Here is a 13,609-nt window from a genome sequence, read left to right as displayed (position 1 = left end):
AAATTCATTCTAAGAAGGGGTTGAATTGACCGCTGAAATTGGGCGAAGGCAGACTGTTCCACAACAAATTTGAAAGTCACGGATGGGCGTTTATCTGCAAAGAATGGTTAATAAATCCATTTGAGGAAAAATATTGGTGATGGTTTATCTTGGTTTACGTTTGTCTATGTCAATAGAACTAACTTATTCTACTGACTACTATTTCGTATAGGTATTATCTAGTAAAAATAGCGAATTAAGGTATAACTACGGCTTATAAAAAAGCGTCAAATCAACCATTATGCGCTTGGAGATGAATCTATGCGTAAAAACAAAAACCGGACTTTCTGTCAGGTTATCTTTCTAATATTTTCAGTGATCATATTTTGTGTTGCCATTCTGATGATCCAGGCTGCAGCGACGGTCTTCCGTTCGCAGATCCCGTTCTTCCAGTTGATCGATCAGCAAACCGCTTCGGTCGCTGAAACGGTCGGACCGAAACCCGCGCCTTATGGGGGGGTGGTGGATCTGCAAGTTCCGGTCACCACCAAGCTGTTCGTGATCCTCGGTTCTGACTACCGGCCGCAATCCGGTTTCCGGACGGATGTGATCATGCTCGCGGCGGTGGATACCATCAGCGGGCAGGTCAGTTTGGTTTCCTTCCCGCGCGATCTGTGGGTGACCATTCCCGGATATTACGAACAGCGGATCAACACGGTGATGCAAGTTGGCGGCTTTCCCTTGTTGGCGGATACCCTCCAAACCAATTTTGGCATCTATCCCACCGATTATGCCATGATCGATATGGCCGGATTTCTGGAAGTGATCGATGCCCTGGGTGGCATAAAAATCGAAACGGATGTTTTAACAGATGATGCCTGTGATGGGTCGCTGGAAGCGGATCGCTGGTGTGAAGTGGGGCCGGGGACCGTCAGGCTGGATAGTGACTGGGCGTTGTGGTATGCCCGGGCGCGCTATAACTCCAGCGACTTTGATCGAATGCGCCGAACGCAGGAAGTGGTTCAGGCGGTGATGAAAAAAGTGGTGAGTCCGCTTGGGCTGTTCAAGCTGCCGGTTTTGATGAACATTTATGGAGAAAATGTCCAGAGCAACATCACTCCTGGTGATCTATTGATCCTGAGCCGATTAGGGATCGGATTCAGCGCGGACAAAATCCATCATTACACCATTGGCCCAAATCAGGTGACGAACTGGACTACCTCGGATGGCGCGTCGGTTTTATTACCCAATACCCCGGCGATCCAGACGATTCTCCAAAACGCATTGAATTTTGAGTGATGGTTGAATACTTGTGCCTATTTTGATTTTGATAGTGCCATCATGTAGAATACGTATAGGGCAAATTCCTTTGCTTAATTACCATTACTAGGAGGAAGTAAACCAATGAAAGGACATCAAGAGGTTATTGACATCCTCAATAAAGCTTTGGCCGAAGAGTTGACATCCATCAATCAATATATGCTCCATTCCGAAATGTGCGATGACTGGGGTTATGGGAAATTACATGGAGTGATCGAAGCTCGAGCCATCACCGAAATGAAACATGCAGAAAAGTTGATCGGCCGGATCCTTTTCCTGGAAGGTATGCCGATTCTGTCTGAGTTGGAACCCCTGCACATCGGTTCCACGGTTCAGAAACAACTTGAGAATGACCATGCTGCTGAACTGGAAGCGGTCAAACTTTATAACGAGGCCATTGCGCTGACAACCAAACTGGCAGATAATGGCACCAAGGTACTGGTCGAATCCATCCTGACCGAAGAAGAAGATCACATCGATTGGATTGAAGAACAACTTGACCAGATTGAACAGATGAGCATCCAGGTCTGGCTCAATCACCAAATCTAAGATAAAGTTACAACAAGAAAAAGAAAAGAGCGGCGTGAGCCGCTCTTTTTGGTTGTTTCTTTGGATAGAAGTTAAAGGTCTTTTCGATTCAACCAATTTTTCAGGCTGGCATTGAACACTGTTGGATCTTCTTGCTGGGGCAGGTGTCCCACCCCTGGAATGTCCATGACTTCCACATCCAGTTGGACGGCCTGGATGGCAGCTACGTTGTTCGCCGAGAAGAGATCGTCCAGCTCACCCCGGATGATCAGAGTAGGAACGTCAAGTTTCGCCAATTGCTCGGGCAGGTCAGCCTGCACCTTGCGAACCCAGGGCGTCAGATGGCGCAGGGTGGAGAAGTAGGCTTTGCGTTGGCCGTTGCTCCAAACACGTTTGTTCACCCGTGTATAAAGGAACTCCCGATCCGCGTCCGGCAGTCTGTCCAGGTCATGATAGACAATCCGCAGGGAGTCATAGGCAGCTTTGGGGTCTTTACGTAACCCGGTATAAATCGCTTCGCCCACCAAGGGGAGCTGCATCATTTTCAGGCCGCGATCTTCCATCCGGTCCGGTTGGTAGAGCGCGCCATCCACCAGCACTAGGCCATTGAGTCGTTCCGGATATTCAACCGTAATGCCCTGGGAGAGGATTCCGCCCAGCGAACTGCCCATCAGGATCGCCTTTTCCAACCCCAGGACATCCATCAACTCTAGGATGGATTGTTTCATCAATTCGGGGGAATAGGCTTGTTTGATATGATCCGAGCGGCCAAAACCGGGCAGGTCCATAATGATCACGTGATGATCTTCCGCCAGGGGTGCTACTTGGTGCCGCCAGGTGTCGGCTTCATCGCCCAGGCCGTGAATCATCACAATGGCGGGTTGGTTTGGGTCGCCGGCTTCGAAATAGAAGATAGAAAAACCGAGGTTGGGGAGGGCTGCCGTTTTCCCCAGAGCAGCCAGGCTGGGCCAGGGGGTCATCGGTTGTTGATAGGGGCTTGATTTTGCCATTTGATTTACCTTTCAAACAATAGGGTACTGCGATTCAAGGTTAATATCCCAATACCAGATCGACTTTATTGAGAATGGGCTGACCGCGGTTGGCGGCATTCAGTAATTTCGCCAACGCAACGATCCGCTGATGTTCGACTTCTTCCACCATTCCGCCACGGTGGGGACTGAGGACAAAATTATCCAACTCACCCAAGGGTGCATCGGTGGGTGGAGTGTTGGCGCGGGCTTCATGCGATTCAGGGTAATGGTACCAAACGTCACTGCCGGCGGCGCGCAGTTGGCCGGACTTCAGGGCGTTATACAGCGCCCATTGATCGACCACTGGGCCGCGCCCGGTGTTGACCAGCAGGCCGCCGCGCGGCATTCGGTTGAGTTCTGCTTCTCCGATCAGCCCTTCTGTCTCGGAGGTGAGGGGGAGGGCAATCAGCAGGATATCGGCCGTTGAAAGCAGTTCAGCCATCAGCTCGTCGGGATAGATATCGACATCCAGGTGACCTTGATAATCCTCCGGATGTTTCTTGGTCGCCATCACTTTCATTCCTAATCCCAAACAGAGACCGGCCAGCGCCTGACCGACTTCACCAAAGCCGAGGATCAGGGCTCGCTTACCGCGCAGCAGGATGGCTTTAGGTCCCTCATAGCGCGGCCGCCAGTCATTCCTGCGAAGGGCCTGGTCCATTGGGATCAGGCGTTTGGCAGCGGCTAGAAGTAAGGTCAAAGCCATTTCAGCGGTATTTACGTTATTATGGTGCAGGTTATGAACGGTTACTTTCGGATAGTTAAGCATCAAGGTGCGGGTCTCTTCGGGCAGCCCAGCCCAGGGGATGATTATCGCCTTGAGGTTGGGGCTGGCTTCGATCCACTCCGGTTTAGGTGTGGGATAAACCAGGATATCAAAATTAGGTTTCTGGGGAATCTCCTGACCTTCCGTGACGATGATCTTGGGGTCCAGAAGGGAACGGAACTCGTCAGTGTAAGCGCCAAAAGTCAAACGATAAAAATGAACGCGCAGGGGCATGGTATCTCCTGTGAATTGGGTTGATAAGTAATTTTACGCCAGAAGTAAAGCCCAATGCCAGCTTTTGGGGAGTGGAAATTGATATAATAACTCGAAGAGTTTTCAAGCGAAAAAGTGAGTAGCCTGATGAAATTCGATAAGAAATCGATATTGTTTGGTTTGATCTTCATGGTCATGGGAATTGTTTTCATGTTCATCTTTGGCCAGATCACGGACTTGACCTGCGATAAGACGGACACCGGTACGACGAAATGTACGGTGGAAGTGAAATTTCTGGGGATCATTCACTTATCCACCAATGAATTTCGGGATGTTTATCGGGCTGAGGTGGAAGAAAGCTGTGATGATGAAGGGTGCAGCTACCGAGTCGTCCTGACCACTATCGACGGTGAGCGACCTCTGACTTCATTCTATTCTTCCGGTTGGGCCGGAAAGGACAGAATGGCTGGGCAGATCAACACTTTTATCGGATCAGATCTTAATCGGGGAACATTGTTTATCCGGGAACAATCCGGCATGTGGGCATCCTTGCTGGCGATGGTGTTCCTTTTGGTGGGGCTGTATCAGCTTTTACTCAAAGGATTGATTCAGCCAAACCAGGCTGACTGACATAAAAAAAACGAGCCCCGATTCGACGAGGCTCGTTTCGTATAGGTAAATAAATACTTTATCTTAACGCTTTATAAATTTCAGGGTGGATGGTCAGGTTCCTGTTTTTCTGAGCGATGTAGAGGTAGACCATTTTGGCGGTTTTGAAGAGTTCGGCTCCGGCATATGAGACACCTGGGATCGTGATCTTGATTGGCTGACCTTTTAGATAGGCCAGCAGCAGACGTTCGGTGGCATAGAAAAAGCCTTCCGAGAAATCCCCGGCCCCCAAATAGCCATTGACGACCAATTCCTGAACGCGTTTTGCCGCTTCAAAATACATGCTGCTGTTTTCGGGGATATATCGCCCGCCATCGAAGTGCTTACGTTCGTTAAACATCTGCACAGCCCAGGGAGAAAGGGGGTCTGAATATGGATATTTAGTCGGGTTGGCTAAGAGTTGTTCGTAGATAGCCTTCTTGAGAGGTGTCTTCTCAGGAACAATACCTTCCATCAGGACGCGTAGCATCCAGCCAAAGGGCGCCAGGCCCACAGGGATCCAGAGGTAATTGATCTGAAATTGCATCGCCTTCTGGCTGACCATTGAAATCAAGGTGAGAGTAAGCATGAAGATCAGAATCAGGATGGAGATACTACCCAGACCAATCGGGATAATGAAATCATAGTTCTTTCGGTTGGTCATCGCAAAGATCCGATAGAGGGAAATCAGATATCCAAAGGAAACCAATCCGCCACAAAGCAGGATCGCAACAATCAGGATCGACACTTTCAGGTCGAGTTGATTAGTGACGATGATTACCCCCATAAAAATGATTGTTAAGAGGATGAATACAGTATTTGCCAGAATCTGTTTGGATTCCCGCCAGGACCGCATCAGGAAATCCGCAAAGGCTTTACCAGGTGCATTACTAAATTTATCCTGGTTATCCTCTTTGGGCTTATTGAATATCCTGGAAATTAAATACAGAACAGGAATTAAGATAAATCCTAACCAGAAAAGTCCCCAGAGTTCTTCCATAAATACTCAAGTTCTCCCTTCTTGTAATTTTCCAGTCACTTTCAAATAATGATAATTATTTTGAATTCGATTTGTTGATTATAAAGCTTTAGTGTTTACTGTTCATTAATCAATAGTTAGAGCTTACTTTTATCTTGATGATACGTTGATGAATTAATTCAATTATCCAGTTTTTCTGTGTTTGATGGATAAAAAGACTATCACTACCACACAGAAAGTGATTCCACCGAACTTAAGCAATGTGAAACCCTGCGCCAGCCAGATCAGCCCAGGTTTGAATTTCGGATAACTCGCCGTGATCGCTACCATAATGAAGTTCTCTGCCAGATCACTCACAAACGGCAGGAAGGCGATCAACGGGAAAGGGCGGCTTTCCCCAGAATTTTGTGTTACCAACAGACTGAGCCCTGCGAATAGTAATAATCCATAAAGGAAGGGGAAGGCCAGGTCTGTGGTAAAGTGCATCATCTGATAAGCTTGGCGGCCTGCTGGCCCGATGGCTGTCAGGAAGTCATAGACATAATCCGGCGTATAGATGCCTTTCATGTCCGGCACGGAGTAATTGGGTGCCAATGCCAATATCCGGGGCCGGCTGCCTGCCAGGGCCGGGATGGAGAACAAAGCTACATTAAACAGGACCAGGACCAAGAGCATGAGAACCACTCTTGAGTTGCCAAAGCGTTTGATAATATTCTGCATCTACAATAAATTCCTGATAAATATTCAGATTAATGTTAATATTAACATAGAGAAGGATATAATTCGGATAAGTAAGCAAACATTATAAAGGGTTTGAGCCTAATTAAATATTAGCCCGTTCTATCAATTCTAAGATTGACAGTCGATATTTCGGGTTGTATAATCCTTCTGTTTGATTATTTTTTATAAAAAGAAGTTTATATTGATGGATAAGTATCAAGAGTTCCAAGCGCCGATTCAAGACGACCCTGAAGGGTGCCTTCAGATCTAAAAACGCGCCCAGAACTTCCTTGAGTTTCAACTTTGCAATAACCAGGATCGCAGTTCTGTGACCCTGGTTTTTTGTGCGAAGAATATGTTGTTTAGAGAGGTTCCTGCTATTATGCTAGATTATTTGGACCAAAGTTTTCCACTCCTGATTGTTTTTGGGGTGGCCTCGATTGCAGTTTTGGTGTTGTCATCCAATGTTGCTGTGAAGAAATTGACCGGACTGGCGGGGTATTTCCGGTTATCTACAACTTTCATGGGCGTCACCGTCGTCTCTTTGGCGACGAGTATTCCTGAAATCGCAGCTCACTATACGGCGTCCTTCGGTATCCTCAGCGGTGCCTTGGATTTCCAGGTGAGTTCGGCCGTGGTTCTGGGAGCGAATATCGGATCGGATGTGATCCAGCAGACCCTGATCATGGCGGTTGTGATCTTGATGGCCGGCGGGCTGCAATTTAAACGCTATTTCCTCTGGAAAAGCATGATCCCTATGATTGCCACTACGGTGCTGTGTATTATCCTGGGTGTTGATGGCGTCTATTCCCGTCTAGATGGTGTGATCCTTTTTGGCTCTTTTTTGGCCTATATGTATTATCTTTATGTAGATGAACGCAAGCACTACCGTGAAGAAGATCATGGTTTCACCGAAGAGGGTGAAAAGCCGGAAGGGGTTCCTGAAAACGGTAAGCAGGCTCTGCGGGATGCTGGAATTGCCTTAGCAGCCTTAGCTCTCACTGTTGGCAGCGCCATGATCGCCCTTAAGGCGACCGAGGTTGTGGTTGCCAAAACAGGCGTTGGCGGTTCATTAATTGGTGTCATCACGCTGGGTGTGGCATCAGCCCTCCCGGAATTGATTACTGCCATCTCTGGCGTTCGGCATGGGGATGCAGGGATTTCCCTCGGCACACTGGTGGGCAGCAACATCACCAACCCCCTGGTTGCCATCGGCGGTGGTGCTCTGATCAGCCGCTATTGGGTTCCTGGTCCATTGGTCCTTTGGGACCTGCCCTGGGAAACCATCACCGGTGCTGTGCTCTGGCTGATCCTGTGGTTCAATAAGGGTAAGCTGGGCAAGTGGAGCGCGTTCTATCTGATCGCCCTGTACTTTGTCTATATTGCGCTGAGGATGATCTTCTTCGCCGCAGACTAACCCCCACAATATAAAAATAATCCCCGGTCACACATGGCCGGGGGTTTTTTGTTTCTAGCGACTTGCTTTGGGGACGACGATCCAAAGGATGATATAGGGGAGCAGACCTGGCAGCCCGCCGGGGATCAATAGGATGAAGAACAGCAGGCGAAACCAGAAGGCTGAAATTCCGAAGAACTCGCCCAATCCACCGCACACACCGGCTACGACCCGGTTGCGGCGGGAGCGTCTTAGTGGGTTTCTGGTTGGTTGATTCATTTTTTAATTTCCTTTCTTACTAAGTTATACGCAGGAACTGAGAAAAGGTCGCGGGGCAGCATCCCGATAAGGTTTGGGATATAATAACTTGTACTTATTTGTTGATTTAGAGGATGTTATGACCCAAACGAAAATCGCGTATCCCTTTGAACACCTTGAAAACGGCATGCAAGCGGATGACCTGAAAGCGTTTAAGGATCAGGTCCGCTCAGTGGTTGCTGATCCAATGCTTTTGGAAGAACAAAAGCGGTTGGCAATGACGGATGCTGCCTATAAGACTTTATCCTATCCGCAGGCCTCCGATGCAGCCCTGGAAGCACTGGGCGAGGGTATCATCTGTCTGTTGGGAGAGGGGCCTGCGCCCTATCATCCCCGCTATGTTGCCCCCGATTTTCAAAAGCTGCTCGATGAGGGTTCTGATTTCTTTGACCTCAAACCCGCGACCAACCTTTATGAGGCGGTGACGAGCCTGTTGACGCTCTATAATTATTCGCCCACTGCCGGTGACCCGCCTTATATTGGCAATCTGGATACCCTATTGGAACCTTTTGTCCAAGACTTGCCCACAGATGTGGCTCGCCCGGTTCTGAAATCTTTCTGGACTCTGATTGACCGGCTCCATCCGGATGCTTTTGTGCATGCCGATATTGGCCCGGAAGCGACCCGCACAGGCGAGATGTTGTTGGATATCGATCATGAAGCCGGGACGATCACTAACCTGACCCTGCGATATGACTCGGAAGTGACCCCCCGGGATTTCGCCCTGAAAGCTGTTCGCAACGCTCTGCAGCTTTCCAAACCCTATTTCCTCAACCATCCCCTGCATCTGGCGGACTGGGGACCGGATTACATCGTTGCCAGCTGCTATAACATCATGTGGCTGCGGGGTGGGATCTTCACATTGGTTCGGCTTAACCTGGCGGAAGCAGTACGGCATTTTTCCGGTAATCTGGAAAAACTGCTGGATGTCGAAATTCCCCGCCTGGCTGCGCTCCAGGTGGAAGTGATGAACAGCCGCATCAAGCATATTGTGGAAGAAATAGGCTGGTTTGAGAGCAACATTTTTGTACAGGAAGGTCTGCTGGATCCAGAAAAATTCTCAGCTTATGCCGGTGTGCTTGGGTTGAATGAAATGGTCAACGAAATGATGTCCCGGAGCGGGAAACCCGAAGCCAAGTATGGGCACGACGCCGAGGCGAATGCCGTAGCTGTGCAGATCATTTCCCGGCTTAAACAAGAATTAGGTAAACATCCTTCCCCTTATTGCCGCGGCACCGGTGAACGGGTGGTTTTTCACGCTCAGGTCGGCATTTCCGAGGATGATGAAACGACCCCTGGCTGCCGAATCCCTGCCGGTACAGAACCGGAGATCTACACGCATTTGCAGGCGACCGCGCCTGTGCAATCCTTGGTGGAAGGTGGCGTGAGTGATATTTTTGAATTTGACCAGACTGCCCGGCAAAATCCTGAGGCGGTATTGGATATTATCAACGGCGCGATGAAACTCGGGCTGCGGGATATCTCAATTGGTTCAAACGATTCTGAGTTTGTCCGGGTGTCGGGCTATCTTGTCCGGCGCGCTGACCTGGAACACCGCCAGGAGGAGCAGCTGCTCCGTTATGGCACTGCGGAAATTGCCCGGGAATTCTTCAATTCTCAGCCTAATACTCTCCATCGCCGGGAGCGGCAGGTCTGATGACGAAAAGGGTGATGGGACGGATCAATAACATCCTCCCCCAGAGTTTCGTGGACGGTCCGGGAAACCGGAGTGTCGTCTTTTTACAGGGTTGCCAGTTCAACTGTCTCTATTGCCATAATCCGTATACGATTAATTATTGCAACGCCTGTGGAACCTGTGTGGAAAGCTGCCCGGTCGGGGCTTTGAGGCTTGATGATGGCGAAGTCCTTTGGGATGCAGTGAAATGTGTGCAGTGCGACACCTGTATTGATATTTGCCCTAACAGCAGTTCCCCCAAAGTTCTTAACCAAACACCGCAAGCTACCTGGAAAGCGCTTCAAGCCTTTGTTCCCTTCATTTCCGGTGTCACTGTCACGGGTGGTGAACCCGGGTGCCAGCCGGAATATCTCGCTGAACTGCTGAGACTGATTAAATCCCAGTCCGATCTGACCACCTGTATTGAGACCAATGGTGGGGTGGGGCCTGAAGTGATTGAGACCTTGCTGCCATACTTGGATTATGTGATGGTGGACTTGAAAGCCTTTGACCCTGAAGTTCACCTCGCGCTGACCGGTCAGGATAATGCCCGCACGCTTGAGACGATCAAGATGGTGGCCGAAGCGGGAAAGTTCCACATGGTCCGCACGGTGGTTGCCCCCGGCTACACGGATGATGAGGCGCAAATAATTGAAATTGCCGGGTTTTTGGCCTCACTGAATCCTGAGATCCATCTCCGCCTGCTGCGTTTCCGGCCGCATGGAACCCACGGCATTGCCTCAAGCTGGGAGTCACCTACGGATGTCGTTATGGACCACTTGATTGAGATGGCAAAAAGCACAGGTCTGGTGAATGTGGACCGCTCTCTTTAATTTCTCCCTGATTAATTTCATAATCCACCTAACGAAAATATTGTCGGTTTTGACAAGCTGTATACAAACCTATTTGTATAGCATTGAATATATTATTGTGTGAAGGAAAGCTGTGAAACTCGAAAATTGACTGCGATAATTACGTTTCGACCGTGACCAGATCTCTTAACAGGCAGTTGCTAACGCGGTGGGGGTGACCTGACTGATCATCAATTCAATTGAGAATGGCAAGTTAAATCCAAGTAAGGGTTTGACGCTCAATATCGCCCAATTCTTTGGGGTGATCTTCCAATTTTCAGCCAGCAACTTAGTCTTCAGCAAACAAGCCTGAAATAACTCAAAATTTAATATAAAGGAATAATGAATGACCTCCGGGTGGACAGGCCGGAGGTCATTCGTATGAAGGAGGTAGAAATGAAGCCGATTAAGACATGTTGTGGCCGAATTCCTGTGAGAAGTTTGGTGGCTGTTGAGTGGGCAGGATGCCCAGAAGCCGGGCTTTTGAGACAGCCTGGCTGCGGTTATTCACGTTGAGTTTGCGGTAGATCTTGATACTGTGCGATTTAATCGTATTGGTGGACAAATACAACTTTTGAGCAATTTCCTGATTTGTCAGCCCTTCCGATATCAATTTCAGAACATCCATCTCCCGATGGCTGAGGGTATCAATATTGCCCAGATCATTGACCGGATTTTTCTGGCTGGGGTTTAGAGCGGCCAGGTAGGCCAGCAGTTGACTGGTGAATTCCGGCGCGATCCCCGCTGAGAGAGTTTCATAGAGCAAAGGGATCAATTTGCCGCCTACGATCATGAAATCCCCAAAATTCTCTTCAGATTCCGCCAGTTCAATTGCCTTAGTTAGTGCTCGAACGGCTTTTTCGTGACATCCCAGGTACTGGTGGACAATCGCCAGGGAGCAGAAAGCGCTGGTCAGGTAGGCATTAGCGTTCTGCTGGATGAAATAGGGGATGATCCCTTCAAGAATTTCGGCCGCCCGTTCCGGTTGGTTTTTAACCAGGTAGATCCGCGCCGCAACTGGCAGGATCAGACCCAGTTCAAAGCCAAAACGAGTCAGGAGCTGATCGGGGGCGAGTTTATCGATCCCACTGGAGATCAACCAGATATTCGCTCTTTCGATCCGCCTTTCCTCCAGGTGGATTCGGGCTTCCATCGCCAAGGTCATCTGGTCATGCATGTCTTGATATAGTCCCAGTTTGCCCTGGGTCAGATAACGCAGTTCCTGAATGTTCTTCAAGGCGCTGCGGGTGTCATTTTCAAGAATATAGACTTCGCTCAGGCCGTGATAGGCGCTGTGGGCATAATAAATATCTGTTTTCTTACCCATCTGGATGGCGCGCTTGAAGAATGACTTGGCTCTCTCCATTTGATGCCAGCTCAGCAACAGCTGACCGTAGCCCGCAATGATCTTGATGGCATGGGGCATCAGTTCAAGGTTGTTCTCTTCGATGAATGCCAGCGCTTTTTGGTAAATCACTCCGGCTTCTTTCAACCGACCCTGCACCTTCCGGATGAAGGTTAGGTAGTTGTAGGCTGCCAAAACGCCGCCCCAATCTCCCAACTCGTAGCTGGAGAGCAGCAATTGCTCGAACCAGGGGATGGCATTCACCAGGTCATTCCGTAGGAGATAGGCCACACCCAGGTTGCGTTCGACGAGGTTGCGGAAAAAGGTGTGTTTACTGCTGATCTTTTCGAGGGCCTTTTTTGAAAGGGCGATCCCTTCCAGCGGGTCCGCGGTATAGCCTTGAATGACGGCTTTGATCGCGCCAATCTCGCCTGTTAGTTTGCCCCTGGATATCTGGTCTTCAGCTTGTTTGAGCGCGTCCAAAATGGATTGCTGGGAATATTCACTGAAGAGCATTGCCACAACCCGGTAAACCATCAAAATGGGCGCTTGTCTGCCATAGTCAGCGTCCAGGGCGGCAATGAATTGCAGGAAGGCGTCATATTTCCCCGAAAGCAGCAGGGATTCGGCATGCGATTCGAGCAAAGTGATGGCCCGACGTTGATCCCCTGCAGTGAGGGCATGTTGGATGGCTTCCTTTATCATGCCATTGTTCTCAAACCACATGCTGGCCCGGCCGTGGAGGATGCGTTTTTGGCCTGGCAGGAATCCTTCAGCTTTCTTTTGGAGAACTTCGCGGAACAAAGGATGGATTTGATACCACAAAGACTGGGAATCCAAGGGGAAGAGGAATAAATTTTGTTTTTGAATGATTGCAAGTGATTGGCGGGCCGAGGTTTTATCAATCAACAGCATGGCAGCAGCCAATTCAGGATTGATCTTTTCGAGTGCCGAAGCACAATAGAGGATGGATTGGATCTCTTCCGGCTGTCCTTCCAGCACTTCCCAGGTCAGATAATCCAGGGTGTAGACCCGATTCTGCTTGAGGCTGTGGAGGATATCCTTCAGGGCGGTGTCCGCATGCAGGTTCATAGCAAGTAACTGCAGCCCAGCCACCCAGCCCTCGGTGATCCGTTTCAAATAGCTGAGGACTTCGCTGTCGAGGTGCAGGCCAAAGTTGATATCGAAGAAGTTCTCCGTCTCAGCGGAGGTGAACCGCAAGTCTCGAATCGTGATCTCGGTCATCTGCCCACGAGCGCGCTGACGAGCCTGGGAGAATTTAGGTTCGGTCCGGGTAACCACCACTAAAGTAGTCGTTGTGGGAAGGTGATCGAGCAGGAAAGCCAGAACGGTGTCAATTTCGGGAGAATCGACATTGTGATAATCATCTAGCACGATGATCAGAGGCTGCCGGGTGTCGGCGATTTTATTGACCAATAGGGTCTGAATGTAATCAATGGGGAGAGGTGGACTGGCTGTGGTGACGGGCAGGAGGCTTTCTTCCAGCTCCGGTAGTGCATGGCAAACAGCTGTGACGAGGTAGTTGAGAAACTGCCGAGGGTGGGAATCTGCGGACTCGATGGTGAACCAGGCTGTTGGAGAATGAATCATTTCAATCCAGGAGCGGACCAGAGTGGTTTTGCCAAACCCAGCCGGTGCATTCACCAGGAGCAGTCGGTGATGGTTTTTATGCCCCAGCGAGAGTTTTTCTAAAAGCCGGGTGCGTTCCACCAGTTTTGTGCGGAGATAGGGAATAAAGAGTTTCGTTTTCACCAAAATAGACGACATATTAAATATTAACATGCCGAATTAATCCCCACACCATACTCTGGTAGGGTTT

12 protein-coding genes are annotated in these 13,609 nt (G+C 49.4%); 6 read left to right on the top strand and 6 right to left on the bottom strand.

Annotation, left to right across the window (positions count from 1 at the left end; translation table 11 throughout):
* Positions 1 to 300: 300 nt before the first annotated feature.
* Together JR338_12765 and bfr are read left to right on the top strand one after the other, a co-directional pair.
* The gene (locus tag JR338_12765; protein QRN84451.1) at positions 301 to 1,278 is read left to right on the top strand and encodes an LCP family protein; all 978 of its coding nucleotides are present in this window, start codon (positions 301 to 303) and stop codon (positions 1,276 to 1,278) included.
* A 105-nt stretch (positions 1,279 to 1,383) separates the two neighbouring features.
* The gene (gene bfr / locus JR338_12760) at positions 1,384 to 1,848 is read left to right on the top strand and encodes a bacterioferritin (GenBank protein QRN84450.1); all 465 of its coding nucleotides are present in this window, start codon (positions 1,384 to 1,386) and stop codon (positions 1,846 to 1,848) included.
* A gap of 71 nt (positions 1,849 to 1,919) precedes the next feature.
* Here the strand turns inward: bfr and JR338_12755 are convergent, their stop codons facing one another.
* Complete coding sequence (locus JR338_12755) at positions 1,920 to 2,837, bottom strand: alpha/beta hydrolase (protein ID QRN84449.1); 918 nt, start codon at positions 2,835 to 2,837, stop codon at positions 1,920 to 1,922.
* Positions 2,838 to 2,877: 40 nt separating this feature from the next.
* On the bottom strand, positions 2,878 to 3,858 hold the full coding sequence (locus tag JR338_12750) for a hydroxyacid dehydrogenase (GenBank protein QRN84448.1): 981 nt from the start codon (positions 3,856 to 3,858) through the stop codon (positions 2,878 to 2,880).
* Positions 3,859 to 3,984: 126 nt separating this feature from the next.
* Between JR338_12750 and JR338_12745 the strand changes: the two genes are divergently transcribed.
* Positions 3,985 to 4,467 carry a hypothetical protein gene (locus JR338_12745; GenBank protein QRN84447.1) on the top strand — a complete coding sequence of 161 codons (483 nt, stop codon included), beginning with the start codon at positions 3,985 to 3,987 and terminating at the stop codon, positions 4,465 to 4,467.
* A 58-nt stretch (positions 4,468 to 4,525) separates the two neighbouring features.
* Here the strand turns inward: JR338_12745 and JR338_12740 are convergent, their stop codons facing one another.
* Complete coding sequence (locus JR338_12740) at positions 4,526 to 5,485, bottom strand: hypothetical protein (protein ID QRN84446.1); 960 nt, start codon at positions 5,483 to 5,485, stop codon at positions 4,526 to 4,528.
* Positions 5,486 to 5,647: 162 nt separating this feature from the next.
* Positions 5,648 to 6,184, bottom strand: a complete 537-nt coding sequence (locus JR338_12735; protein ID QRN84445.1) for a hypothetical protein — start codon at positions 6,182 to 6,184, stop codon at positions 5,648 to 5,650.
* A gap of 382 nt (positions 6,185 to 6,566) precedes the next feature.
* On the opposite strand from JR338_12735, the gene JR338_12730 reads away from it, so the two are divergent.
* The gene (locus JR338_12730; GenBank protein QRN84444.1) at positions 6,567 to 7,601 is read left to right on the top strand and encodes a sodium:calcium antiporter; all 1,035 of its coding nucleotides are present in this window, start codon (positions 6,567 to 6,569) and stop codon (positions 7,599 to 7,601) included.
* Between the two features lie 54 nt (positions 7,602 to 7,655).
* Here the strand turns inward: JR338_12730 and JR338_12725 are convergent, their stop codons facing one another.
* The gene (locus JR338_12725) at positions 7,656 to 7,859 is read right to left on the bottom strand and encodes a PspC domain-containing protein (protein ID QRN84443.1); all 204 of its coding nucleotides are present in this window, start codon (positions 7,857 to 7,859) and stop codon (positions 7,656 to 7,658) included.
* 118 nt (positions 7,860 to 7,977) lie between these two features.
* On the opposite strand from JR338_12725, the gene JR338_12720 reads away from it, so the two are divergent.
* Together JR338_12720 and JR338_12715 are read left to right on the top strand one after the other, a co-directional pair.
* Positions 7,978 to 9,555: a YjjI family glycine radical enzyme gene (locus JR338_12720; protein QRN84442.1), complete on the top strand. Its 1,578-nt coding sequence runs from the start codon at positions 7,978 to 7,980 to the stop codon at positions 9,553 to 9,555.
* The gene (locus JR338_12715) at positions 9,555 to 10,406 is read left to right on the top strand and encodes a YjjW family glycine radical enzyme activase (GenBank protein QRN84441.1); all 852 of its coding nucleotides are present in this window, start codon (positions 9,555 to 9,557) and stop codon (positions 10,404 to 10,406) included. The genes JR338_12720 and JR338_12715 overlap by 1 nt, the downstream gene beginning before the upstream one ends.
* Before the next feature lie 424 nt (positions 10,407 to 10,830).
* Here JR338_12715 and JR338_12710 read toward each other — a convergent pair whose 3' ends face one another.
* Positions 10,831 to 13,542: an AAA family ATPase gene (locus JR338_12710; protein ID QRN84589.1), complete on the bottom strand. Its 2,712-nt coding sequence runs from the start codon at positions 13,540 to 13,542 to the stop codon at positions 10,831 to 10,833.
* Positions 13,543 to 13,609: the final 67 nt, after the last annotated feature.

It is taken from the genome of Chloroflexota bacterium, assembly GCA_016887485.1.
In the GTDB taxonomy this organism is placed as follows: Bacteria; Chloroflexota; Anaerolineae; order Anaerolineales; family Anaerolineaceae; genus Brevifilum.
The sequence above is the reverse complement of the archived record's forward strand: the minus strand, read 5'-3'. Positions and strand labels throughout refer to the sequence as shown.

What these genes read in the sequence shown, in the direction of transcription:
- JR338_12740 (QRN84446.1), bottom strand. Translation starts at nt 5,485, where the DNA reads ATGGAAGAACTCTGGGGACTTTTCTGGTTAGGATTTATCTTAATTCCT.
- JR338_12750 (QRN84448.1), bottom strand. Translation starts at nt 3,858, where the DNA reads ATGCCCCTGCGCGTTCATTTTTATCGTTTGACTTTTGGCGCTTACACT.
- JR338_12745 (QRN84447.1), top strand. Translation starts at nt 3,985, where the DNA reads ATGAAATTCGATAAGAAATCGATATTGTTTGGTTTGATCTTCATGGTC.
- JR338_12725 (QRN84443.1), bottom strand. Translation starts at nt 7,859, where the DNA reads ATGAATCAACCAACCAGAAACCCACTAAGACGCTCCCGCCGCAACCGG.
- JR338_12765 (QRN84451.1), top strand. Translation starts at nt 301, where the DNA reads ATGCGTAAAAACAAAAACCGGACTTTCTGTCAGGTTATCTTTCTAATA.
- JR338_12735 (QRN84445.1), bottom strand. Translation starts at nt 6,184, where the DNA reads ATGCAGAATATTATCAAACGCTTTGGCAACTCAAGAGTGGTTCTCATG.
- bfr (QRN84450.1), top strand. Translation starts at nt 1,384, where the DNA reads ATGAAAGGACATCAAGAGGTTATTGACATCCTCAATAAAGCTTTGGCC.
- JR338_12755 (QRN84449.1), bottom strand. Translation starts at nt 2,837, where the DNA reads ATGGCAAAATCAAGCCCCTATCAACAACCGATGACCCCCTGGCCCAGC.
- JR338_12730 (QRN84444.1), top strand. Translation starts at nt 6,567, where the DNA reads ATGCTAGATTATTTGGACCAAAGTTTTCCACTCCTGATTGTTTTTGGG.
- JR338_12720 (QRN84442.1), top strand. Translation starts at nt 7,978, where the DNA reads ATGACCCAAACGAAAATCGCGTATCCCTTTGAACACCTTGAAAACGGC.
- JR338_12715 (QRN84441.1), top strand. Translation starts at nt 9,555, where the DNA reads ATGACGAAAAGGGTGATGGGACGGATCAATAACATCCTCCCCCAGAGT.